This is a genomic window from Paenibacillus sp. IHBB 10380, assembly GCF_000949425.1.
GTDB lineage: Bacteria > Bacillota > Bacilli > Paenibacillales > Paenibacillaceae > Paenibacillus_AQ.
The window spans coordinates 633,465-659,199 of sequence record NZ_CP010976.1 but is presented as its reverse complement, the minus strand read 5'-3'; the positions used below and the strand labels follow the sequence as shown (position 1 = coordinate 659,199).

General features: G+C 42.2%; 19 protein-coding genes and 2 pseudogenes. 2 read left to right on the top strand and 19 right to left on the bottom strand.

All coding sequences use genetic code 11. The annotated features are described in order from the left end of the window. Window positions 1-66 precede the first annotated feature (66 nt). Window positions 67-1,995 carry a ribosomal protection-like ABC-F family protein gene (abc-f, locus tag UB51_RS02795; protein ID WP_044875975.1) on the top strand — a complete coding sequence of 643 codons (1,929 nt, stop codon included), beginning with the start codon at window positions 67-69 and terminating at the stop codon, window positions 1,993-1,995. 66 nt (window positions 1,996-2,061) lie between these two features. On the opposite strand, the gene UB51_RS02790 is transcribed toward abc-f, so the two are convergent. The 12 genes and pseudogenes from UB51_RS02790 to UB51_RS26780 all read right to left on the bottom strand — a co-directional run bounded on the left by UB51_RS02790 (window position 2,062) and on the right by UB51_RS26780 (window position 17,331). Beyond that, on the bottom strand, window positions 2,062-2,685 hold the full coding sequence (locus UB51_RS02790; protein WP_044875974.1) for a 50S ribosomal protein L25: 624 nt from the start codon (window positions 2,683-2,685) through the stop codon (window positions 2,062-2,064). A 237-nt stretch (window positions 2,686-2,922) separates the two neighbouring features. After that, on the bottom strand, window positions 2,923-5,262 hold the full coding sequence (pulA, locus tag UB51_RS02785) for a type I pullulanase (protein WP_445322366.1): 2,340 nt from the start codon (window positions 5,260-5,262) through the stop codon (window positions 2,923-2,925). 563 nt (window positions 5,263-5,825) lie between these two features. Next, entirely contained in the window at window positions 5,826-7,541 is a 1,716-nt protein-coding gene (gene ptsP, locus UB51_RS02780) for a phosphoenolpyruvate--protein phosphotransferase (RefSeq protein ID WP_044875972.1), read from the bottom strand. Then, complete coding sequence (locus tag UB51_RS02775) at window positions 7,534-7,809, bottom strand: HPr family phosphocarrier protein (protein WP_044875971.1); 276 nt, start codon at window positions 7,807-7,809, stop codon at window positions 7,534-7,536. The genes ptsP and UB51_RS02775 overlap by 8 nt, the downstream gene beginning before the upstream one ends. Window positions 7,810-7,886: 77 nt before the next feature. Next, window positions 7,887-9,929, bottom strand: coding sequence for a glucose-specific PTS transporter subunit IIBC (gene ptsG / locus UB51_RS02770; RefSeq protein ID WP_044875970.1), 2,043 nt, complete (start codon window positions 9,927-9,929; stop codon window positions 7,887-7,889). Window positions 9,930-10,195: 266 nt separating this feature from the next. Continuing rightward, window positions 10,196-11,050 (bottom strand): glucose PTS transporter transcription antiterminator GlcT, encoded by an 855-nt coding sequence (gene glcT, locus UB51_RS02765; protein ID WP_044875969.1) that lies wholly within the window; start codon window positions 11,048-11,050, stop codon window positions 10,196-10,198. A 139-nt stretch (window positions 11,051-11,189) separates the two neighbouring features. Then, window positions 11,190-12,719, bottom strand: coding sequence for a flotillin lipid rafts scaffold protein FloT (locus UB51_RS02760; RefSeq protein WP_044879852.1), 1,530 nt, complete (start codon window positions 12,717-12,719; stop codon window positions 11,190-11,192). Between the two features lie 11 nt (window positions 12,720-12,730). Further along, entirely contained in the window at window positions 12,731-13,267 is a 537-nt protein-coding gene (locus UB51_RS02755; RefSeq protein ID WP_044875968.1) for an NfeD family membrane protein, read from the bottom strand. Window positions 13,268-13,436: 169 nt separating this feature from the next. Next, a complete protein-coding gene (locus tag UB51_RS02750) occupies window positions 13,437-14,600 on the bottom strand; it encodes an iron-containing alcohol dehydrogenase (RefSeq protein WP_044875967.1) in 1,164 nt (387 codons plus the stop codon). A 218-nt stretch (window positions 14,601-14,818) separates the two neighbouring features. Next, window positions 14,819-15,674 (bottom strand): annotated as a pseudogene (locus tag UB51_RS26785) (UDP-glucose--hexose-1-phosphate uridylyltransferase); the annotation flags it as partial. Beyond that, window positions 15,622-16,638 (bottom strand): UDP-glucose 4-epimerase GalE, encoded by a 1,017-nt coding sequence (galE, locus tag UB51_RS02740; RefSeq protein WP_044875966.1) that lies wholly within the window; start codon window positions 16,636-16,638, stop codon window positions 15,622-15,624. The gene galE and the pseudogene UB51_RS26785, both read right to left, overlap by 53 nt. Before the next feature lies 1 nt (window position 16,639). Further along, a pseudogene (locus UB51_RS26780) lies at window positions 16,640-17,331 on the bottom strand (galactokinase). On the opposite strand from UB51_RS26780, the gene UB51_RS27535 reads away from it, so the two are divergent. Further along, window positions 17,298-17,591 (top strand): hypothetical protein, encoded by a 294-nt coding sequence (locus UB51_RS27535; RefSeq protein WP_144406938.1) that lies wholly within the window; start codon window positions 17,298-17,300, stop codon window positions 17,589-17,591. The pseudogene UB51_RS26780 and the gene UB51_RS27535 sit on opposite strands and share 34 nt — an antisense overlap. 90 nt (window positions 17,592-17,681) lie before the next feature. Here UB51_RS27535 and UB51_RS28130 read toward each other — a convergent pair whose 3' ends face one another. The 7 genes from UB51_RS28130 to rfbH form a co-directional block, all read right to left on the bottom strand. Continuing rightward, entirely contained in the window at window positions 17,682-17,828 is a 147-nt protein-coding gene (locus UB51_RS28130) for a hypothetical protein (protein WP_160297219.1), read from the bottom strand. A gap of 213 nt (window positions 17,829-18,041) precedes the next feature. Next, window positions 18,042-19,259 (bottom strand): glycosyltransferase family 2 protein, encoded by a 1,218-nt coding sequence (locus UB51_RS26170; RefSeq protein ID WP_052675737.1) that lies wholly within the window; start codon window positions 19,257-19,259, stop codon window positions 18,042-18,044. A 29-nt stretch (window positions 19,260-19,288) separates the two neighbouring features. After that, a complete protein-coding gene (locus UB51_RS02725; RefSeq protein ID WP_044875965.1) occupies window positions 19,289-20,389 on the bottom strand; it encodes a tetratricopeptide repeat-containing glycosyltransferase family 2 protein in 1,101 nt (366 codons plus the stop codon). Window positions 20,390-20,428: 39 nt separating this feature from the next. After that, window positions 20,429-22,207 (bottom strand): thiamine pyrophosphate-binding protein, encoded by a 1,779-nt coding sequence (locus tag UB51_RS02720; protein ID WP_044875964.1) that lies wholly within the window; start codon window positions 22,205-22,207, stop codon window positions 20,429-20,431. A gap of 27 nt (window positions 22,208-22,234) precedes the next feature. After that, window positions 22,235-23,347, bottom strand: a complete 1,113-nt coding sequence (gene rfbG, locus UB51_RS02715) for a CDP-glucose 4,6-dehydratase (RefSeq protein ID WP_044875963.1) — start codon at window positions 23,345-23,347, stop codon at window positions 22,235-22,237. Next, on the bottom strand, window positions 23,335-24,105 hold the full coding sequence (gene rfbF, locus UB51_RS02710) for a glucose-1-phosphate cytidylyltransferase (protein WP_044875962.1): 771 nt from the start codon (window positions 24,103-24,105) through the stop codon (window positions 23,335-23,337). The genes rfbG and rfbF overlap by 13 nt, the downstream gene beginning before the upstream one ends. Next, window positions 24,102-25,427, bottom strand: coding sequence for a lipopolysaccharide biosynthesis protein RfbH (gene rfbH / locus UB51_RS02705; RefSeq protein WP_044875961.1), 1,326 nt, complete (start codon window positions 25,425-25,427; stop codon window positions 24,102-24,104). Before rfbH ends, rfbF begins: the two co-directional genes overlap by 4 nt. Window positions 25,428-25,735: the final 308 nt, after the last annotated feature.

Sequence of the window (25,735 nt, the reverse complement as noted above, 5' to 3'; positions counted from 1 at the left end):
AGCCGCAGGGACATTTCCCTGCGGCTTTTTGGTTATGGTTTCGGGCATTAATGGAGGATAAATATAATGATGATTCAATGTAAAAATATCCAAAAATACCACGGCGCCGAGCTAGTTCTAAGCGACATTACAATAGATATACGTGCAGGAGAAAAAGTAGGGCTAATCGGCCGAAATGGTTGTGGAAAGACGACCCTCTTTCACCTACTCAAAGGAAACGAATCTCCAGATCAGGGGCAAATCTCTATCCGTAAAGGGGCCCGAATCGGCTTCCTAGCTCAAGTTCCTACTGAAACAGTTAATAATACCGTATACGATGAATTACAGAAGAGTTTTGCGTTACCCATCGAATGGCAAGTGCGGATGAGTGAGCTCGAACGATGGATGGCGGCAGAACCCGTCCACACCGGAAATCAATCCGATTATGATCAATGGCTTCAGGAATATGGACGTCTACAAGAAAAATTTGAAGAAGCTGGCGGTTATGAAATGGATGCAACGATTGACCGTATAGCCAGTGGACTTGGTATTCCGGTAGAGCAATATGATCGACTCTTCACTTCCTTATCCGGGGGAGAGAAGACTAAGGTTGGACTCGCAACACTGCTTTTAGAAAATCCTGATGTACTGTTGCTAGACGAACCCACCAATCACCTTGACATGTCGGCCATTGAATGGCTTGAACAGTTTCTCCTTAGCTACATGGGTACTATCATTACAATATCCCATGATCGCTACTTTCTTGATCATGTTGTGACTAAGGTTATTGAGATCGAAGATGGTGAAGCGATCTCCTATCATAGTAATTACAGTGGATATCAGAAGGAAAAAGAAGCGAGATTGCTACAACAGTTCGCTGACTACCAGGAACAACAGAAAAAAATTAAAAAGATGCAGGAATCGATTAAACAGCTGATTGATTGGGGTAACCGTTCTAATCCACCCAATCCCGCTTTCCATCGCCGAGCTGCCTCTATGCAGAAGGCTCTAGATCGAATACAAAAATTGAAACGTCCTATACTAGAGCGGAAATCCATGGACTTACAATTGCAGCAAGAAGATCGCTCAGGAAAGCAAGTATTAATGATTTCTAAGCTTAGTAAATCATACGGTAACCGTACTCTTTTCCATAATCTTAACGAGACACTACGGTATGGTGAAGCCACTATGTTACTTGGGAATAACGGAAGCGGTAAAAGCACCCTTTTAAAACTCATTCTAGATCAGGAATCTCCGACAAGCGGCGAAGTAACGATTGGTTCACGTGTAAGTATCGGCTACTTAGCACAAGAACAAACGCCCCAAGGTGGCAAACAAAATGTACTCCAATACTTCAAAGAAGAGGTTGGGATGGAAGAGGGAGAAGCGCGGGGTCAATTAGCTCGTTTCCTCTTCTATGGCTCAGATGTGTTCAAAGATGTTCATGCCTTATCTGGTGGGGAATGGACCCGATTACGTTTCGCCATCCTCATGTACATGATGCCTAATCTTCTCATCCTAGATGAGCCGACAAATCACCTAGATATTGATTCTAGAGAGGCGCTTGAAGAAGCCTTAGAGGAATTCTCTGGCACGCTGTTAGCCGTATCTCATGACCGCTACTTCATTAATCGGATGGCACGTAAAATATGGGTATTAGAACAAGGAGAATTACACGTCGTTGCAGGCAATTTCGAGGATTATAAAGAAGAAAGAGCTAAACTGGCAACTAACCATTCTCAGGGAATAACAACTAACTCCTCTATCGATACAAAAGATGCAGGGGATACAAAAAAATCGTCAAAAGCAAGCGACAAACGAAATTCAGCTTCCTCACTTGTTTCTTGGGAATCGCAAATTGCTAAAGCTGAAGATGAGCTTCAACAGCTTGATCATCAGATGCTTAATCCAGAGATTTCTAGGAATGCAGATCAGTTATTTCTTCTGCAGCAGGAACGAGATGAGATTCAGCAGCAATTAGATACACTTTATGAACAGTGGATGAATGCCGAATAGAACTAATCTTCTCAGTATCAGCAATAAACCCAGCCATGAATGGCTGGGTTTTGTTATATAATTAATCTACTCTTTCTCTTCAGATACTGCTGACGCAGCTCCCTCTTCAGTTGATTCTGTCTCAGCGTTACCTTCTACAACTGCACGTGGTGCGGTTACTGAAGCAAGCAGAAGCTCTTCTCCTGAGGAGATCAATGTAACACCTTTAGGTAATTTCACTTCATTAGCACCAAGCTTGTCTCCCATTTGAAGATGAGAAATATCCACTTCAATCGATGCTGGTAGATCGGCAGGAAGTCCTTCTACTTCAAGATCTTGTTCCAAATGCTGCACAACACCACCTGACTTACTTCCTTCAGCAACACCCTGATAATCAATAGGAATCCGAACACGAAGCGGTTTGTTCGCAGAAATTTGCAAGAAATCGACATGGCTCCATTGACCATTCTTTTTCTGGAAATCTTTAATAATCACGGACAAATCCTTAGCACCATCCACTTTTAGTTTAAATAGTTCAGTACGGCCCGTACGAGCCACTTGCATCATTTCTTTGGCATCAACATGAATGGATATACTCTCTGTATCAAATCCATAAACAACCGCAGGAATACGTCCCTTTTCTCTCAAGCTACGAAGTGAAGAGTTTTGTGTATCTGTTCTTTTCTCAGCGGTAATAGAATGGGTTGTCATAATTATAATCTCCTCCAAAATATAAAATACTTTGTCTTTTGTCATAATTAATGCTCTTCTAACTATTACCCATTTTTGAGCGTACTAAAACATTTAAATAAAAAAAGAAATTATTGGAGGTTATTCCCTAATAGTTTAGACTTATCAAATAACATAGCATATCAACAAATGGACCGTCCCTTAGCATAGCTTATAGGACAATCCATTCGTTGAATTCAAGCTTCACTATTCAAGATTCTAGCTTGTCATTTTCCACTCATTCTTGCCACTCTTCACAATAACATGGAACGGATCTTCGGATATACTGAGATCAATATACTGGTCTCTTTCTACGTCCTTCTCCTCCCAATCATGAAGACGAATAATATAGCCTATATGCTTGGCATCAGGTAACACTGGAATAACCGCTACCGCTCGACCATTCTCCATTCTACTGAATTCCACAGAATGCTCCCTTACACCTGTTCCCCACACCCACAAGTTCCATCCCTCGTAGTCGCCGTCTGGGCGCTCATAGTGAAGTTCAATATCTCTTGTAGCGTAAGGCTTAGCATCTGCTTCCTGATAAAGTACCATCATCGATATCTTGGGTACAGCAACATAATCTCCATACACTTTATTCAATGGCTTAAGCCCAGCTGTGTGTTCATCAACCGCAATATTCCAACCTATGTTAGACATGGGTACATCGACGAACTTCTCATGGTTGTTACCATTATAGATGACCATTATATTAGTCCAGCTATCCCCATTCGCATGACCCTTTAACTGATAAGCAACTACGTTATCTTCACATTGCAGTACTTCCAAATGCGCTTCTATTTGCTCTTTAGAATGCATTCTAAAGGCGGGATGAGTCTTCCGTAACTCAATTAAACCTTTATAGTAGTGAAATACAGATCGAAACTTCCGTTTATTATCCCACCGAATCGCATTAATAACATCACCACTTCGGTAGCTGTTATGATCACCAAATTTAGAGCGTAGCATCTCATCTCCTGCTTGGAACAGAGGAATTCCTTGAGATGTTAATACAATACCATTGGCCAGAATGGTCCTACGAACAGTTTCACTATGGAGTACATCCTTCATCTTCACACTTCTGTAAGGATCAGCTTTCACCAAAGCATTTGCAATTCTATGATCTGTACCTAATCCACTGTAGTTAGCCAGCAACCCAGCTTCTTGACGCAGACCTTCTGTTGTTAATACTTTGTCCCATAAATTTAAATTATCATGAACGGTCACGTAATTGATCGTCTCGGCCGGTGCATCTGTAAAATCATAAATTGAACCCATCACTCCATCCATGATTGCAAACTCTTTCCCTGACTCTCCCGTAGCGAATCCACGTCCCCACCCGTCATTGTCCCCTTTAATAGCATGCCGAAAATGATCATTAAATAGAGCAAACTTCTTCCCCTTTTGTGAGCCCTTTAATGTCTGCTGAACTAGAGGAGATTCTCCCCCAGTCCAAGGCTCCCCATAAATAATTAAAGTAGGATCAACTGTTACATGCAGCTCTTTTGTAATCTCATCTATTGTCTGTGTATCAATAAGTCCAACCAGATCGAATCTAAATCCATCCACATGATACTCTTCTGCCCAATACCGGACGGAGTCTTTGATATATTTGCGCACCATAGGTCGTTCAGAGGCAATCTCGTTACCTACTCCCGATCCATTAGACAGCCTGCCTGCACCATCTCTTCGGTAAAAATAACCCGGTACAATCGGTTCAAAAGGTCCATCATCCACCGCATAAGTATGGTTATATACCACATCCATAATGACGCGAATCCCTTTTTGATGGAAGATTTGGATCATTTCTTTAAATTCTTTGATCCTTGTAGCTGGATTCATCACATCTGTAGCATAGGAGCCCTCAGGAACATTGAAATTTTGAGGGTCATATCCCCAATTATACACAAGCACTTCCGATTGATTATCCTGAGAAGTCAGCTCATTCACAGTCTTATAATCAAATACGGGTAGCAGGTGAACGTGAGTAATTCCTAGTTCCACTAAATGATCGATTCCAAGTGGATGACCCTCGATATCCTTAAGATCACTCTCCGTAAATGCTATGAATTTCCCTTTGTTACTCATGCCTGAGTCATGATGCATCGAGAAATCTCTTACATGGAGCTCATATAGAACTGCATCTGTCGGATGAAGGAGTGGGGGCTTTATATCCTCATTCCAACCTGACGGGTCTGTGGATCTCAAATCAATAATCGCTGATCTTCCACCATTAGCCGATACCGCTTTCGCATAAGGATCAACTGCATAGTGGATATTATGATTATCAAATTCCGTTTTATACATGTAGAATAAGCCTTCTAAGTCCTTAGCCAAATGGATAGACCATACACCACTACTTGCTTCCAACGCCATGACAATCTCTGTGCCGCCACTATGTTCTATTACCTGTCCTTGCGGATTATAATGACCTGCATCTTTATATAGAACTAGGGATACGAGACTCGCCGTTGGCGCCCAAACTTTAAATGTACTGCCACTTGCTGAATAGTTGCAGCCCAAATCTCGACCTTCATAATAACTTGTTATATTCATCATCTAATTTCACCACCATATTGTGCCTTAGAAAAAAATTATTTACAACATAGCCTTATATCATATCAAAAAATCGCTTTCAACATATCCTATGTACCACATGCCTTTTTTGCAAGGGTATTATCTTCATATCGATCAAATTAAGGTTATATGTAACCCACTTCTGTGTTGATTCGACAAATGATTACCCTATCCCTTATTTTTCTTCAGTCGTCAAGGTAAAAAAGCCCATCCCCTCGAATGAACTCTAACCTCCCAGCCTTCACCATATGGATCACTTGTTCATTAGTTCCGAACATTGCCAGCTCATCATGATAAGGGTCAGCTTGATTATAGCCTCATAATCATTGCCATAGCCCCGTTTTTTAATACATTTTGTTACAGCAATCGATGAAACCACATGCGCACATAAACAGACTTTGAAGTCTACATGTAACTAAATGGAATGCAAAGAGCGGTTTCCATAAGGAAAACCGCTCTTTGATATGACGGATTGTCAGAACAAGTACAACATAGCATCACAGTTCCGTCAGCTAGAGAATGATATCAATACTAAATAATGGTTACTCACCTAGCGTGTTCTTGACTAATTCCACTACTTCTTCCGAAGTAGCGCACGTAAGAGCTGTTGCGGCTAGTTGTTGCATTTCCGATGTAGACAACTTCGCGATCAAGCTTCGTGCAGGAAGAATGGAAGAAGCACTCATGCTGAATTCATCAAGACCTAATCCTAGCAATAAAGGAATGGCTGTTGTATCACCAGCCATTTCACCACACATTCCGACCCAACGGCCTTCCTTATGCGCAGCTTCAATGACCATATTGACCAATCTAAGGATAGATGGATTATAAGGTTGATATAAATAAGATACACGTTCGTTCATTCGATCTGCTGCCATTGTATATTGAATCAGATCATTGGTACCGATGCTGAAGAAATCGACCTCTTTAGCAAACAGATCTGCAAGTACAGCAGTACTTGGAATCTCCACCATAATGCCCAGTTGAATATCTTCTGCTACTTCAATTCCTTCAGCAGCTAAGTTCGCCTTCTCTTCAAGCAGCAATGCTTTAGCTTGTCTGAACTCACCCAAGGTAGCAATCATCGGAAACATAATTCGTAGGTTCCCGTATACGCTAGCCCGAAGTAAAGCTCGTAATTGTACACGGAAAATATCTTGACGATCCAGACACAAACGGATCGCTCTGAAGCCTAGGAACGGATTCATTTCCTTTGGCATTTCCAGATAAGGAAGTTCCTTATCTCCACCGATATCTAGTGTACGAACTACGACAGGCTTACCTTCCATTTTCTCAAGAACGGTCTTGTATGCTTTATACTGAACATCTTCAGATGGAAGTTTATCCCGTCCCATGTATAGAAATTCAGTACGGTATAAACCGACAGCTTCTCCACCATGCTCAAGTACACCTTCAACATCAGCTGGTGTTCCAATATTAGCTGCTAACTCAACATGCTTACCATCTTGAGTAACTGTAGGCTCATCACGAAGTTTCTTCCATTCTGCCATTTGCAGATCATATTCGTGTTGTTTCACACGATACTCTGCAACTGTTTCTTCAGAAGGATTAATAAGTACTTCACCCGCAAGTCCATCTACAATGACAAGATCCCCACTTGTTACTTGTTTCAATACTTCTTGAGTACCTACAACAGCAGGAATTTCAAGTGAACGAGCCATAATGGCTGAATGAGAGGTTCTTCCTCCGATATTCGTTGTAAAACCTTTAACATATTGACGATTTAGCTGCGCTGTATCTGAAGGTGTTAAGTCTTCAGCAATAACAATAACTTCCTCGCTAATCTCAGATGCACTCACATAATTTAAACCTAGTAAGTGCTTTAGAATTCGCTTGGTTACATCGCGCATATCTGCAGCACGTTCCTGTAGATATTCACTCTTCATATTCTCAAACATGCTAATGAATTGCCCAGCTACCTCATTCAATACGAAGCTAGCATTTAATGAGTCCGCAGCAATCTGATCTTTCACAGGACTAATAAATTCTGGATCACTCAGGATCAGAAGGTGAGATTCAAAAATCTCAGCCTTCTTCTCACCCAATTCTTGAAGTGTACGATCCTTTATTGCCTCAAGTTCTATTCTAGATTTCTCTAAAGCATCATCCAGCTTAGTGATTTCAGCCCAGGCATCATCTACTTGCTGTTTCTCTATAGAATAATCCGGATGTTCTAGAATAAACGCTCGAGCAATCGCAATCCCTGCCGAAGCAGCGATACCCGAAATCTTATTCATGAAGCTCGCCTAACCCTGCACTGATCATCACTTCTTGTAATGTTTCCAATGCTTCAGCTTCTTGTTCACCTTCTGTAATAAGGGACAATGTATCTCCCTTTTCAAGACCTAAGGATAGTACACCTAGAATAGATTTCAAAGTTACTTTCTTACCATTGGATTCTGCAAATGATTCAGTTGTTTTAAATTTAGTAGCAGCGCTCACTAGAGCTGTTGCTGGACGTGCGTGAATTCCATCTTCGTCAATAATTTTGAATGTTTTTTGCATAATAATCATCCTACTTTCAATATAGTTTAGTTTCTACGTTAATTAACCATACATTAACGTAGAAACATTGTTACTAATCATTTTATCGTAATAATGTTCTCTTCGCCAATTTTCAACACGCCTGTCTTATGAAGCGTCACAGAAACGCCTTCAGGTAGATTGGAGAAGATAATTGGGGAAATGATGGATGGAGCATGCTCCTTCACATACGCTAGATCCACTTCCAGAATCGGTTGTCCCGCGGTCACAATATCCCCTTCTTGTACCAGAACATTAAACCCTTGTCCTTTAAGCTTCACTGTGTTTACTCCAATGTGTACTAGTACTTCCTTACCACCATCAGACATAATTCCGATTGCGTGTTTACTTGGAAATACATTAAACACTTTACCATTCACCGGAGAAGTAATCATACCATCATGAGGCAACACTGCAAATCCATCGCCCGTCATACGTTCAGAGAATACTGGATCGGGAACCAGGGAAATGTCCATCAATTCACCATTTACAGGCATTACAATCTCTTCCAATACAACAGCTTCCGTATCTGGAGCTACATCACTTTCTACTTCTGCGACTGGTTCTACTGGTGCCACCACCGGAGAGCGTCCAGCCATAACATCCTGCATTTGCGTTTTGATCGTATCAGATCGAGTACCGAAGATAGCTTGGACGTTGTTACCCACTTCCAAGACACCCGCAGCACCAAGCTGTTTTAAACGATCTTTATTAACGTTAGTTTTATCATTAACTTCAATCCGCAAGCGTGTTATACAAGCATCTAGATGCTTAATATTTGAAGAACCACCAAAGGCTTCAAGAATATTACGTGGAAGCTCATCCGCTGTAACCTTGGTCGAATCTTCACTCTCAACAGTAGTTTCTTCCCGCCCCGGAGTCTTCAAATTAAATTTCCGGATCATAAACCGGAATCCGAAGTAATAAATGACCGCCAATATCAAACCTACGACGATGACAAGAACCCACGGTGTCCGATTCGGAATAATACCAAAAATAAGGAAATCGATAAAACCGCCAGAGAATGTCATCCCAATTTTCACACCCAATATTTGCATTGTCATAAAGGAAATACCTGCAAAAATCGCATGAACAGCAAACAACAATGGTGCTACGAATAAAAATGTAAATTCAAGTGGCTCAGTAATTCCGGTTAGAAAAGAAGTTAATGCTGCTGAACCCATGATACCCGCTACATATTTCTTATGTTGTGGTTTTGCTTCATGATACATAGCAAGTGCAGCAGCCGGAAGTCCAAACATCATGAATGGGAATTTACCCACTTGGAAAGTACCTGCTGTTAATTCCACGCCATCTCGAAGTTGATTGAAGAAAATTTGTTGATCTCCTCTGATAAGAACGCCTGCTTGGTTCACATACTCACCAAATTCAAACCAGAATGGTGAATAGAAAATGTGATGCAAACCAAACGGAATCAGGGAGCGTTCAATCACTCCAAAAATAAAGGCTGCCAATGTTGGATTTGAATCGACCATAAAGTGAGAGACCGAATTCAATCCACCCTGAATGGGTGGCCACACAACAACTAAAAGTAAGCCCACTAAGAGAGAAGCTACTGAGGTAGCAATGGGAACAAAACGTTTACCTGCGAAGAATCCTAAGTAGGAAGGTAGCTCGATTTTGAAAAACCGATTGTACATGGCAGCTGCTAATATCCCGATAATAATACCGCCAAATACACCTGTACTTAAAGTAGGAATACCAAGGATACTGGCATATCCAGGAACATTACCTACCATAGCTGGGGTCACACCAACTGCCGTTCCCAAGGTAACGTTCATTACTAGATAACCTATAATCGCTGCAAGACCTGCAACGCCTTCACCACCAGCTAAACCAATCGCAACACCAACTGCGAACAGTAACGCTAAGTTATCAAAAACAATCTGTCCAGCATTCATCATAATGGTTGCGACAGACCTAACCCATTCTGTATCTAAAGCAGTTACGTACTGTAGAAAATCTGGATTAATGAGCATATTCCCGATTCCTAACAGAAGCCCGGCAGCTGGAAGAATAGCCACTGGGAGCATCAACGCTTTACCTACTCTTTGTAAGACTCCGAAAAGTTTCTTAAACATTTCAGTTAAACCCCTTTCATGATTGAAAAAGCATAGGTTGCATGGGCTGACGTGAATAAATCAAAAAAGACATGAGTATATACAGGTTTGGTTTGTTATTCTAACCCAAGGTTAGAATGCCCAAAATGGACAGAAAAAACCAAAAACCTGTAATTAACTCATGCCTGATCGAATCAGTGACACGTATAATTAAATGAAGTATTTAATTGTTAAATACGAATCCATTCTAGCACTTTTTATTTGCATATTCAATACCTAATCTGAAGTTAGTTCTCGTTGTTCTCTTTTTTCTGCGCTAATCGTTGAAGATGGATCGTTAAATAACTAACTTCTGAAGGATAAACCGGCTTATGCAAACTCTTCTCCATCACCTTGGTCAATTTCCATGCCAGTGAATACAATTCGGGATATTGATCATGCAGCAACTTATCCAATGAACTAATCTTTAGTTCAGTCTCTCCCCTTCTCGTCCGTTCTAGAGCAAACCTCAAATGAGTGAGTAGTCTAGAATAATCTAATGAAGCACGCGGGATATGATAATCCATGTTGGTTTCAATTAAATCGACCAATCGAGCCACAAGCTCAGAGTGTTTCTTAACCTCTGTGATATGTTGATCTGTGAGAGCGCTATGAATATGTAATGCCACAAAACCAACTTCATCCTGCTCTAATTCTACACCTATTTTGTTGCGGATTAAATCTACCACATACTCTGCCAATTGATACTCTTCAGGATACATTTCTTTCGTCTCGAACATAAACGGGTTAGTGACCCTAATCCCTTGCTCATGCCGCTTAATAGCAAATGAAATATGGTCCGTTAGCGCGATGTGTATGTGTTCGTTCAAGGGTCCCTGACACTTCTTACTGATATAGAGAATAGCTTCATTAACCACTTCAATCAAATTCTCAGCAACCTGAGGAATTAACTGTTTGTATTGTTCTTGCTCCTGCTGATTCTTCAATATAAACATTTTCTCCACAGATGTTGCGGATAAATGATCAAGGGCTTTATGGTTATATCCGATTCCTTTACCGATAACTACAACTTCTTGATACTTAGGATGATCCGCAATAATGACATTATTGTTTAACACTTTGGACACACGTAAGCTACTCACATTTGCACCTCATTAATAAATCTGAAACTTCATGATCCTAACAGAAATTCAAGCATTAGTCAAACATAACAGGAAGTATCACTACCGTTTTTCTCATTAAAAAGAAGCTCCGGCACGGATCATACCGGAACTCTTTCCCTTATTCTTTAGTCGCACCTGCCTCAAGATTCACCCAATCTTCCTGCGGTTGTGCTGCAGCCGGAATCGTTGCAGGTTGTACGAATGGTTTCTTTTGCGTAAATCCTTTGATCAGATTCTCAATATCAATGCCCGATACATTCTTCAACATCTCTGGGGCAGTAGACATAAGTTCAGTCACGTAATTACTAACGCGAGCAGCTCCCTCACCTTTTCCTGTATCTACTACAGTTAATTTGTCAATAGAAGCTATTGGCCGGGCAATTTGCCCTGCTAATTCAGGTAGCATTTTAACGACAATATCGAGTACTGCTGCTTCTCCAAATTTTTGGAATGCTTCGGCCAACTTCTCTTTGGCTTCCGCTTCAGCAAGCCCACGAAGCCGAATAACATCCGCATCTGCGGTACCTCTCGCACGTTCTGAATCCGCCATCGCTTCACCGTCCAGCCGCTTCTGTGCGGCGGATGCTTTTGCCTGTGTCTCTATGGAGTACTGCAATGCATCCGCTTCAAGCATTTTTCGAGCCTTATCTGCTTGTGCTCCAATCTCAACGGAATAGCGATCCGCATCTGCTTTCTTCTTCACATCAGCATCATATTGCATCTGGCGAACTAAAATTTCCTTTTCTTGCAAGTCAATTTCACGGTTTTTGCGGACCAATTCTACCTGCATCTGTTCTTCCACCATCGTCTGTCTAGCTCGTGCTTCTTGGATATGATAGGCTTGGTCTGCCTCTGCCTTTGCTGTATCCTGATCTTTCTTAAAAGATGCTACCTTCAACTCTTTCTCCTTGGAAGCTTCAGCAATATTTGTATCTCTAAGTAACTCTGCCTTCTGTCCCTGCTCTTCTGCATTAGCCTTCTGAATCCGTGCATCACGTACAGCATCCGCCTCAGCAATTTCTGCATCCCGCTTAACTGCTGCAATACGAGGTTTACCTAAAGCCTCTAAGTACCCGTGTTTATCACGCAAGTCCTTAATCGTAAAGGACACAATTTGTAATCCCATTTTCTTGAGATCTCGTGCAGCTACACCCTGCACTTCTTGCGCAAACTTGTCACGGTTTTTATAAACTTCTTCAACGGTCATAGTACCTAGGATCGCTCTAAGATGACCTTCCAATACTTCCTGTGCCTCACCTCTGAGCGACTCGACAGGCTTACCTATGAATTGTTCAGAAGCAGTCACTACGTCTTCAATAGATCCTCCCACCTTAATTATAGCAACACCGTCAGCCATAACAGGCACGCCTTGCTCCGTATATACTTCCGGAGTTGAGACATCCAGCTTATGGGAGAGAAGTGATATAAATTGCGACTGCTGGAATACCGGGAGAATGAATGCTCCGCCTCCACGAACGATCTTAATTCTACGACCATCTTCTTCTGAAATATTCCTATTTCCTAGGAACGAACCTGTTACGATCATGGCTTCATCAGGTCCAACCGTCTTATACCTAGCCCAGAATGCCAAGCCAAGCACAATAATAACTCCAATAACAACGATAGGAATAAGCAAATAATCGGGTATTGATTCAAATGTCATACCATCTCTCCTCTTCTCTCTTCAAATTCGGTAACCCATAGAACTCCGTCTTCCACATCTACAACTACCACTCTTGTACCTGCTAACAAGCTAATTTGTTCTAGGCTCGAGGCTATATGTAATGTATTCCCTGCGCCTACTTTAACCATGACTTCTCCGAACCCTTGAATGGGTACTGGGATGGTGATTTCCCCAATTCTCCCTACCATCTCCTGGATTGAGTATCCAGTTGAATTCTCGCTGTTACCCATAGGCTTAACATATATAAAATAGATAACAACCGATATTAATACAGCAGTTAGGATGGATAGAATGACAATAAGCGTGGCAGTAAATCCGCTATATCGGACTAATAAAACCCCTGTTCCACCAAACACTGTAACTGCTCCTGCTACAATCGTAGGATTGAAAAAATCCACCGACAAGAAATCCAACATGCCATCAAGTGCACTACTTAGAACATCACCTAGTAGTACAGTTACAATGGCAAAAAGCACTCCGCCTATTAGGCAGCCCAAGAATAGTGCCTCCATCTTTCATCCTCCTGTCTAACTATAATAGTGTATACGTTAAAACGCTTACTTTGTTTCAACTATTTTCTACGTTTATAACATTATTGAAATTGTACTTAATTAAAAACAGTGCCCACTCCATAAGAAGTAGACACTGTTTACATGGTATTACTATCATCGCAATTACAAATTATAGAGACATCTTGTAAATCTCCATCACATCGTCTTTGTTTAGTTTTCTAAAGTTACCAAAAGGTCCAAAACGCATCGCTTTGTCTGCCATCACTTCAATTTCACTGGCATCAATATCATAATCTGCTAAGCGGCTTGGTGCCCCGATGGAGCTCCAGAAATGACGAAGTGCTTCGATCCCTTCAGCTCCCACTTCTTCATCACTTTTACCTGTTGGATCGATATTGAACACATTCACGGCAAGTCGCTTGAAACGGGCCACATCCACGCTCTGATTATATTTCATCCAGTTCGGGAAAAGAATCGACAAGCCTCCACCATGTGGAATATCATATACAGCTGATACCGCATGCTCAATGTTATGTGTAGCCCAGTCGCCGGACATTCCCATATTAAGCACACCATTTAGTGCCATCGTGCCGCAGTACATCACAGTAGCACGCAATTCATAGTTCTCAAGGTCTTCAATAAGCTTAGGGGCTGTCTCGATGACCGTTCTCAGAATCGTCTCACAGAATCCATCTTGAACCTGTGTGTTATTCTCTGGATGGAAATAATGCTCTAACACGTGAGACATGATGTCCACCATACCGTATACTGTCTGATCTTTAGGCAAAGAGAAGGTATGAACGGGGTCAAGAATAGAGAATGCTGGATAAGCGAAAGGACTGCCCCAACCCATTTTCTCTTTCGTGACTTCATTCGTAATCACGGAACCGCCGTTCATTTCCGATCCAGTTGCTGCCATCGTCAACACGGTTCCCAGTGGAAGTGCAGCCTTCGGAGCTGCTTTACGTTCTAAGAAGTCCCACATATCTCCATCATACTTGGCACCTACTGCGATTGCCTTAGCGCAATCGAGCACACTTCCCCCACCAACAGCTAGAATTAATTCAATGCCATTGGTTTTGCATAGATCTACACCTTTATGAACTGTGGTTAGTCTTGGATTCGGTTCAACACCACTCAATTCGGTAACCTCAACAGCGATTTCTTTCAGAATAGACAGTACATTATCATAAAGGCCGCTACGTTTGATACTTCCGCCACCGTAGACAAGTAATACTTTCGTTCCGTATTTAGGTATTTCATTTCTAAGGGCATCAAGCTTGCCTTTTCCAAAGATCAGCTTAGTAGGATTATTAAATTCAAATTCTTTCATTGCTCAGTTCGCCTCCACTGTAATAATTGCATAACCTGCCATCCTGTATAGAATGAACTAAAAACAAACCCTTTTATTCTTGATTTTCTTTAGAATCTATAGATCATGGGGGATGACAACTTTAGTTCAATCTATACATTATAAGCCTTACACCTCATATGAAACAAACCGTCTTCCCAGAAATAAGAAAAACGGTCATTACTATACACTCATGAACAAGTGTAGGCTATAATGTCAGCCTCCGGGTCACTATACTGCTTCCACGATTCATAGATGTCATTGCACTCTCTAGCAATACACTGCTGTCTTGTGACGTCAGGCGCAAAACAGATATCGGCCATTTCACAATACTAACTGTTACTCCCCTATACTGAGTGTTAGTAAATGTAGCTTCTTTCGGTGCATTTTGAATCGCGAAGGTGTGCCCCCCTTCATGAGTTAGAATGGATCCTCCTACAATGGGCAGATCCGCATTGGATCCAATAAAATAATGTGGCATAACGTCCACAAAGGATATTAGTCTTTTTAGCGTATCCTTTGTCAATTCCATAGGCACATGATCATGATGGAATACAATGCTCGTTATAGTAAACATAAGGTGAATATTGGAAAAATGAAGGCACGCTATTCATCTCAAGCAGAATGATACGCAAATATTAACGTGGAGGGTGATTAACCCTGCCCGAGTATCCCACATTCTCACGACAAAGCTGGTACTTTGGATAAATTGGAGATGGGAGTAACTTAGCCATCGCAATCTCTTTAGGATTCTTTTCTGGCCTAGACAAGTTAATCGTCAATTCAATGTCATCGTACGTCGTCCCTTGCTTCCAGTAAATATTGTTAGAAATTCGATCCATCCGAAATGTAGTTCGAATCTATCGATAATTTATAGAAACCGTCTGTCGCTGTTTCAATGCCTCTCTGTGCCGACGTATCCTAAAACTCTTGGATTACTTCCGATGGACGCTTCATCAGTAGACCCATCACTTTGGCATTTAGCAGGTCACGATAGGTGTCGCTATTCTCTGGCATAAGCCCGATTTGAAATCCATTCTCCATAACCTTGTGGATGGGATTGGTGCCAGCTCCAAGCACTTTGAATAATATTATCTAGACTATCATGAGCGGGCTTCCATCCTAATACACTACGCGCTTTGTCAGATGAAGCTACCAATGTAGCTGGATCTCCTGCACGGCGCTCCTGTACAACGACAGGAATATCAAGACCCGTAACTTTCTTCGCTGTCTCAATGACTTCTTTCACAGAGAATCCTTGTCCGTTACCCAGATTAAATACATTACTGTCTTTACCATTACGTAAGTAGCTTACAGCTCGATAATGAGCATCTGCTAAGTCACTGACATGAATATAATCACGAACACACGTGCCATCTGGAGTCGGATAATTTTCGCCGAACACAGCGATATTCTCCCGTTGCTTCAGCGCTACTTGCAATACAAGCGGAATGAGATGACTCTCTGGACGATGGTCTTCACCTATTCGCCCACTTGCATGTGCACCTGCCGCATTGAAGAAACGTAATGCTACATATTTAATGCCTAACACTTTATCGAACCATGACATCATCCGCTCCATCATCAGCTTCGTTTCACCGTAGACATTCGTAGGTTCTGTGCGGTCTCCTTCCACAATAGGTACCTTCTCAGGATCACCGTAGGTAGCTGCTGTGGAAGAGAACACAATTTTACGAACATTAGCAGCATCCATAACTTCTAACAGACACAGCGTGCCAAACACGTTATTATCATAGTATTTAACAGGATTCTGCATACTTTCTCCTACAAGAGAGTTAGCTGCAAAATGGATTACTGCGTCAATCTCGTTCTCATTGAATAGCTTGGCTAACAAAGCTTTATCACGTAGATCCCCTTCGTACAACTTACCTCCAAGAAGTGCTTCACGATGTCCAGTCTGGAGGTTATCAATAACGACAACTTCTTCTCCTAGATCCAATAATGCAGCGACAGTATGTGAACCAATATATCCTGCTCCGCCTGTGACTAAGATTGCCATCCTAGATCTCCTCCTTTAGTTCTTTCACTCCGTCACCTACGCCGCACACGTAGAACTCACCCTCAAGTCCCGTTCTTGTCTTATAATTCTCACTAACTTGCTTCACAAACTGTTCTACAGAATCTTCATGAACGAGGGATACTGTGCTTCCACCGAAGCCTGCTCCCGTCATCCGAGCGCCAAGTGTTCCTTGAATACGCTGTGCTTCATCTACCATAACATCTAGTTCCTCGCAGCTTACTTCATACAGGAAGCTTAGCGACTCATGGGATTGATTCATTAGTTGTCCAAATTTCACCAAATCACTCCCATTTAGGGCCTCAACAGAATCCAACACGCGTTGATTCTCTTTCACAACATGTTCTGCGCCGTTCGGAATATCACCATGGAACAAAAGGTCGTAACCTTAGTCAATGGGCATGCAATTTTCTTCAACTCAACTATGACACCTATGGGATAATCGATCCACTCATCTGTCTTAACTTTCCCAATATCATGTATATCAATTGTACTCTTAAATGAAAGATTTGTAGAAGCAAAATGAATTTTATTGTCATCTCTTTCACGCAAGATAAGAGTCGTTCCGAATTCAAGTGCTGAGGGTAGAACATAACCACCTTTATAATCGATATGTTCTCCAATCAGATTGACACGCCCAGGTGCATAGAACACATGCTCCTCTATTGGCCAGATGCAAGAAGCCTTTTATACCAAAAAAAGAAAGTGCATATCTGGCTTCTCTTGGTTACTTATACCTCATTCTTGCAGAAGCAGAAGATATTCTATCTAGTCAATCTCGTCTAACTGGGACTGAGTCCCAAGTTCAGCGCACCATGAAGCAAATGATACTCTATATGTCCACTCAGTTCGCTCACCCTGTCTCCATTGAGCAAATGAGTGGCAGTCTGGGATATAATCGTGCTTATCGTAGCCAGACTCGTGACGGATTCTAAAATTAATGTTGATAATGACCGCTACGCGGACGGATTGTCCTTCCGATCGCTGTTGCCTCCAAATTTTTTTCAATATATCGCTGTTAGCGGTTAAAATTCAGGGACAAAGGCGAACGCTTCGCTTCTCCATGACATTTCCGTCCTCTTCGCTACAATCAGCATAGAGGAAGAAACGATTACGGAAAAGCGGCATTGGTCGCCTAAAAGCTTTCCAAAGGAAAGCTGTTCCGTAAGCATATGCTTGATCTCCAAATTTCAACTGCTGCTCGAGTTCAAACCAGAAATTTGGAGACCAGATCGATTGGAGGAACGTTCCGTTCACAGAGTGGCTTATAGAACACCCATTCTTCCTTGTTAATAAAAAGAAGGCGTCCTCAGCCATTTATGGCTTTTGGAACACCCTCATTTTTGGGAGATTATATTATTGCCGAACCTTAACCTAACATCTCCTTATGCCATATGCTTGATTTGAATCCCGCTATCTAGCGTACTCCCCACCTGAAGATTTCGCTCCAAATGTTCCAACGGCATAAATCCGCCATCTTTTCGAATTAGATATCGCAAAGGTTGTTCAGTTGCTCCACCCACAGTCATGGTAATAATGTTAACCTCGTTATCTACCGAGAGCTTCAGTCCTGAGAACTCTCTCTTCTCCTTGCAGTCCAATACATCGCCTGCATGTAACCAAAGAATATAATCATTCGTAGCTACATCGAAAGCATACTGGTAAGCGATAGGATTCCCCTCAGCACCAACAAATGAAAAGACATGGGGTGTATATTGACTAGCTATTTCAAGGGTCTGATCTGTAGAGCCTGTATCAACTATAATGATTTCATCTACTAGATCTGCTAAGGATACTAATGTATGACGTATGGATGGTTCGGCATTACACACAATCATACACAAGCTGACACGAATAGCTGGCTTATAAATCAATTGATGAATGTTGTTACCCCATTTTTCTGTCGCCTTTTTACCATTTTTATCAAGCAGTGTACGTAAATCCTCTGTAGGTAGTTGATTCATCGTGGCGTGACCGAAATGATGAATGAAGGAATCTTGGGCAACGAGTAATGAGTATCCTTTTCTAATGGCTCTTAAGCAAAGATCGTCATCTTCATAGTTCCCGAGTCCGAACTGTTCGTCAAACCATCCAATCTCATCAAGAACACTCCGCTTAGCTAGTAAACAGAATCCGATAAGCCTCCGCACTTCCAGATGCTTTCCAGCATTTTCTTTACAATAACTCTCAGCAAAGGCATCTATTCCAGATAACTCCGTATAGGGAACCGGAATAATCTGATGACCACTAGAATAGTTCGTTACGGGACCCACCATACCTACTCGTTCATGGCTATAAAGTGCATCTAGCATATTTTCCAGCCAGTGCTTCGTCACAATGGTATCATTATTCAGAAAAAGAATCTGATCACCTGAGGCGCATTCAATACCTTGATTACAGCCTTTACCAAAGCCGAGGTTCTCTGTGTTCTCATGCAAAATGACATCTGTCTGTGTCTTCATATAGGTGACCGTCTCATCTGTTGACCCGTTGTCGATCACAATAATTTCATAATCCTCAGGGGTATTTCGGCGGATACTCTCCAGACAATGAATCGTCATGTGGAGCTGATTATAGGTCAAAATTACAATACTTGTTTTCACGGCCTCACCTCATTAATATAAAAGTAGTATTATTTGGGGAAACGGTTTATTTCTACGTATTCTGAACCTAATAAATTTTTGAAATAATTGCGGTTATAGAGCATACTCGGATGGGACGGATAAAAGCTTAAGGCAAGCTCATTATGATAATTAGCCTTGTGATGTTGACCGATTCGGTCGTAGCATAGACTGAGTTGTAACTGGGGTAACCATGTCGACATTGCTAAATTTCTGATGCCCATGGACTCATTAGGAGGTAAGTGTAGTGCTAGTTCATACCAGTAAATACTTTGGTTATATTGTTGCTTTGAGACAAAATAAGCGCCTAGTTTACAGCAGAATTCAGCTCTTGGTGTATCGTACAACAACGTTCGGCAGAGGGTATGGAACCCTTTTTCCTGATCTTCAAGCTGTTCATAACACTCCGCTAGCTTCAAACACGCCTGAAAATTATCTTCAATCCACCCCTGCCCAGTAGCCAGAAACTTCTCATAATATTCCGTTGCATCTTGAACTAAGCTGTGATCACGAAGCTCGTTAGCGTAATAATAAAGATCCCGTGGCGAAAATTGTTCTCCTTGCTCCACGCGCTTACGATAAATCTGTAAATTACGATCTGTATGTTCTTTATCTTTCTTATGTGTAATGCACACATCGCTATTCACAATGTTACCACCCACAGCCAAATATTCGTGTACAGGACCTATCCACTGAAATTGACAATCCCGACGAATCAAACGATTACGCCTCAGACTCGAAGTCACGTTCCCGTCTCTATCAAAAGCTAAATTATAAGTCATTGTCACACTATGCACATCGGAAGCTAGCGTTCGCTTCAACTCTTTAAACAGCACCCTGTCCTTTTCTGTTATCGTATCGTCCGCATCTAACCATAGAATATATTCCTGTGTTGCTTGACTAAATGCATAATTTCGAGCTGCTGCGAAATCATCGATCCATTCGAAATCATGCAATATGGCTCCAAACTCAGCGGCAACCTCTTTCGTCTTATCTGTTGAACCTGTATCCACGATGATCATTTCATCCGCAATGCCCTCCACCGAAGACAAGCATTGATGCAGACTGTTCTCTTCATTGCGCACAATCATACATAAGCTAATCGTAACCATACATACCCTCCCTGAGAAAATCATTTAATCAGAGTCCGGCTATTCTTCCTTAGTATCTATATCATTGAGCATCAGCGAATTTAGTTCAGTGCGATCAAGATACGGCGACATATCCTCGATTGGCCGATTGACTGCAAGCTTTGGATTAACGGTTGTATCCATCTCGAGTTTCACTTCAACGAATACTGGGCCCTCCGTTTGTAAAGCCTCATCAATCGTTAACTGTGCTTGTTCATTAGAATCAATCATTAATGCCTTCATTCCAAAAGCCCTTGCAATCTTTACTAGATCAGGACAACTGTAGCCCTGAACCGTAGATTGACGTCGTCCTTCGAAATACTGATCTTGAAACTGTCGTACCATACCCAGATTGTTATTATTCATGACAAAAATCTTAATGGGCAGCTTATGCTGTACAATCGTATGCAGCTCTTGAATATTGACCTGTATCCCACCATCTCCTGCAATCACGATAACTTGACTCCCCGGAGAAGCTTTGGCCACACCAAGTGCCGCTGGCAATGCAAAACCCATTGCTCCCATACCCCCGGCATTTAACAAGCGTTGGCCTTCCAACAATCGAAACGATTGACTAGCCCACATTTGATGCTGACCCACATCAAGTACAATGATATCCCCCTCACTGCTCCGAGAAGACAACAGCTCCATAAACCGATTGGGCTCGATGATGCTCTCTTTTATTACCGTATTTCCACTCGGATATTTGCTTTCATTCCCTCTGATCGTCTGTAACCACGCGGAATAATCAAAGATCTTCTCCTTATTCGTTTGAAGAATTTTAGAAATTTCAATAAGAAAAGACTTCACATCCGCATGAATAACGAAATCTGCCTTCACCTTCTGATTTAACTCCGTGGCCTCGATATCCACATGTACCTTAACAGCTCCACGAGCAAAGGTATCCGGTCTTGTTCCCGTCTGCCTTGTATCCAGCCTCGAACCTAAGATTAATAAGAAATCACAATTAGCCAGCGCTAAATTGCTATAGCGATTACCATAAGAACCTATCAGACCTACGCTTGACGGATGGGTAGCCGGAAGTACATCTAACCCCATTAAAGAATGAACGACAGGTATCCCCGTCAAATCAACAAATGAACGGAACTCCTCTGCCGCTCCCCCTGCCCGTATTCCACCTCCAGCCAGAATCACCGGCCTTTTCGCTTGTTTCAGCCTCACCACAACTTCTGCCATATCTTCACTTGTGCATATGGGTATAGCTAATTGATATTGCCGATACTCCTCACTATCGAAAAAGCTCTCTAAAGTCGCTGGATCAATATCCACACGTTGAACATCCATCGGCAGATCAAGCAATACAGGACCAGGCCGTCCATGACCTGCAATAAATATGGCTTTCTCTAAGTGATAACGAATACGTAACGGATCGACTACAAGCTCTGCATATTTAACGATAGGCTTAACGATGCTGACAATATCCGTCTCTTGAAATCCAATTTGGCGGACAGGTCTATCGAATTTATACTCGTACGTATTTACCTGACCTGTTATGAATAAGCACGGTATCGAATCGAAATAACAGCTTCCAACCCCTGTCAAAAGATTCAGTGCACCTGGGCCACTTGTAGCCATAGCTACGCCTAGCTTGCCATTGATACGCGCATACCCTTCTGCTGCGAAGGCAGCTGCCTGTTCATGATGAATGGACACACACTCTATATCGCTCTTGCCATACGTTGAATCGAGCAAATGAGCGATCGCCCCCCCAATCATTTCAAATACATGGGCGACACCCTGTTCACGAATACAATCAATCACATAATCAGAAAGCTTCACGCTCATGCTCCTTTCCATGTGGTCTACCTATACCAGCTCGAGCATGTATTCCTGTATTTGTCGCAGACTCATCTCTCTTATATCCCCTTGCTTCTGGTATACTCGGAACCACTCTACGGTCTTCTCAAGCGCTGTCTCCACACGCCACTTAGGATGCCAGTTTAGACCCATTCGAGCTTTAGAACTATCTAGCTTCAGGTCCGTTGCCTCATGAGGATGCCCTTCCACATCCAAATCATAGAAAGATTGTTCTCCCCAAAGTGATCCTAGTTTCGTGACCATCCACTCTACGTTCTTCACACTGGCATCCTCTGGCCCGAAATTCCAAGCTCCCGCATATTGATCTCCTTCTTCCACCATCTTTTGTGCAAGGAGTAAATATCCATGAAGGGGTTCAAGAACATGTTGCCACGGACGAGTAGCAAGAGGATTTCGTATTGCAAACCTACTACCTGTGAGTAAAGCTCTTATACAATCTGGAACTAAACGGTCTTCTGATCCGTCACCGCCACCGATCACATTACCAGCTCTAGCTGTTGCCACACTAACCCCGTGCGATTCATACTCTGCCGGACTGAAATAGCTGCTGCGGAAAGCCGCAGTCACAAGCTCCGAACATGCCTTACTATTGGAATAAGGATCAAGCCCTCCAAGGCTGTCATTCTCCCTATATCCCCATGCCCATTCACGGTTCTCATAGCATTTATCAGTCGTTACATTAAGCACGGCTTTAATGCCTAATCCATCCTGTACAACTGCTCTCACGGCTTCTAGTAAATAAACCGTGCCCAGCACGTTAATTTCATAGGTTTCTGAAGGCAGGCGATATGACCTTCTAACAAGAGGTTGTGCGGCCATATGAATAATAATTTCCGGCTCCACCTCACGTATAGTCTGCTCCAGGCAATGTTTATCACGAATATCTGCGATGACAGACTGTACGATCTTATCTGCACCACACAAGCTGAATAAATTAAGGGTGGCACATGGCTGTAGCGCATATCCCGTCACCTCTGCTCCAAGGGAACTCAACCATAGAGAAAGCCACGATCCTTTAAAACCCGTATGACCTGTGATCAACACCTTTCTATGATTCCAGAACGAAGAATCCGCCTTGTGGACACCCCTTATTTCTGCCATTTGATTTGTCCTGAATTCCATAATTGTTCTAAATAGTTCTTATCACGAACGGTATCCATCGGATGCCAGAACCCCGTGTGCTTATAAGCCATCAATTCTCCCTGTGCTGCAAGCTGCTCAAGAGGTTCTTGCTCCCACACCGTGTCATTTCCTGCAATTAAATCGAATACTTCAGGCTGAAGAACGAAGAAGCCACCATTCACCCAACCTCCATCTCCGACTGGCTTTTCCTCAAATCCCTTAATTTCCTCATTCTCTGAAATTTGGAGAGCTCCGAATCGCCCCATCGGTTGAACAGCCGTGACAGTAGCTTGTTTACCATGCATGGTATGGAATGCAACAAGCGAACTGATATCAATATCCGATAATCCATCTCCGTAGGTTAGCATAAAAGGTTCTTGCCCCACATAATTTTGAATCTTCTTTATTCGACCACCAGTCATCGTATCTAGTCCTGTTTCCACCAATGTTACTTTCCATGGGGGACGATGTGAATGATGGAGGATCGTTTCGTTGTTATTACCAAAGTTGAAGGTGACATCTGTCCCGTGCAGATGGTATTGTGCAAAGTATTCCTTGATCATCTGACCTTTGTATCCTAAACAAATTACAAATTCATGAAATCCATGACTGGAGAAAATGTTCATGATATGACACAGAATCGGCTTATCCCCGACCTCAATCATTGGCTTAGGCTTCAAATGAGTCTCCTCACTTATTCTTGTCCCATAACCTCCTGCCAAAATAACGACCTTCATGTGGAAGACCTCCCTCGAAGCAACTTATGAAGCACGTCAACCACATACTGAAGCATCTCTTGTGTCAGACCTGGATACACACCAATCCAGAATGTTTGTCTCATAATGATATCTGTATTCGTTAAGTCTCCAACTACCCGGTGAGATACGTTCTTGTATGCAGGTTGTCGTAGTAAATTCCCAGCAAAGAGCAATCTTGTACCGATCCGCTGCTGCTCTAACGCTCGCACGAGCTCATTACGAGATAGTGGAGCATTTTCTCTTACAGTCATTGGAAAACCAAACCAACTAGGGTCACTGTCCTGTGTCGCCTCAGGTAAAACAAGTACATCCTCTAAAGGCCGTAGTGCTTCTTTTAAAAAGTTGAAATTTCGTTTTCTTATGGCTATAAACTCAGGTAGCTTATTAAGCTGTGCTAGACCAATAGCGGCTTGCATGTCCGTAACCTTCAAGTTATATCCGATATGACTATACGTATATTTGTGATCATAACCCTCTGGCAGATCACCCAACTTCCAATCGAACCTTTTTCCACATGTATTATCTTTCCCAGGCTCACACCAACAATCGCGCCCCCAATCACGGAAAGACTCTACAATCTTTCTAAGACGTGGCTTTGAAGTTAGTACAGCCCCACCTTCTCCCATTGTAATATGATGTGCAGGGTAAAAACTCACCGTGGCCAAATCCCCAAATGATCCAACCTGTTGCCCTTTATATAAAGATCCAACCGCATCACAGGTATCTTCAATCAGCCATAAATGATACTTATCTGCGAACTTCTTCACCATATCAATGCAGAATGGATTTCCCAATGTATGAGCGACCATAATCGCCTTTGTCTTCTCACTAACAGCCTCTTCTAGTCGCTTAACATCCATATTGTAAGTCGGAATATCCACATCTAGGAAGACAGGCACGAGTCCATGCTGAATGATTGGATTCACCGTGGTGGGAAATCCAGCTGCAACTGTAATGACCTCATCACCTGGACGAAGCTGTCTCTCCCCTAAAGATGGAGATGTTAATGCTGACAATGCCAACAGATTCGCGCTAGAGCCAGAATTAGTCAAGAGCGTAAATCGATGATTCATAAATTGAGAGAACTTCCTCTCGAATTGACTTGCATAACGACCCGCTGTCAGCCAGAAATCCATGGACGAGTCGATCAAAAAGGACAATTCCTCATGATCAAATACCTTACCACTCACAGGAACATAGTCAGTCCCTGCTTCAAACGTTCTCTCAGGCCAAGTTTGCGCGTAGTATTCCGCAGATAGTCGCAAAATTTGCTCTCTTAAATTTTGTGCAGAATTCTCCATGAATCATGAATCCTCCTAATCGTTTATGGTGGTTGTCGCATATCCCAACAACCAAGTAACGAATTACCTATCCGTAGTACTTCTTCTTCAAATAAGAGGCATGAATATGAGAAGGAAACATAAACTTCTTAACTGTATAGATTGAATTAAAGGCGACCTAAGGAGCGTAATCTTTAATTCAATCTATCTGTATAGAATGAATTAAAGGCGACCTAGAGAGCGTAATCTTTAATTCAATCAAGCTGTATGTATATATATATGTAAGAAATCCGGAAAAGGATTTAACTTTTTGGAATAGGGGGATAAAA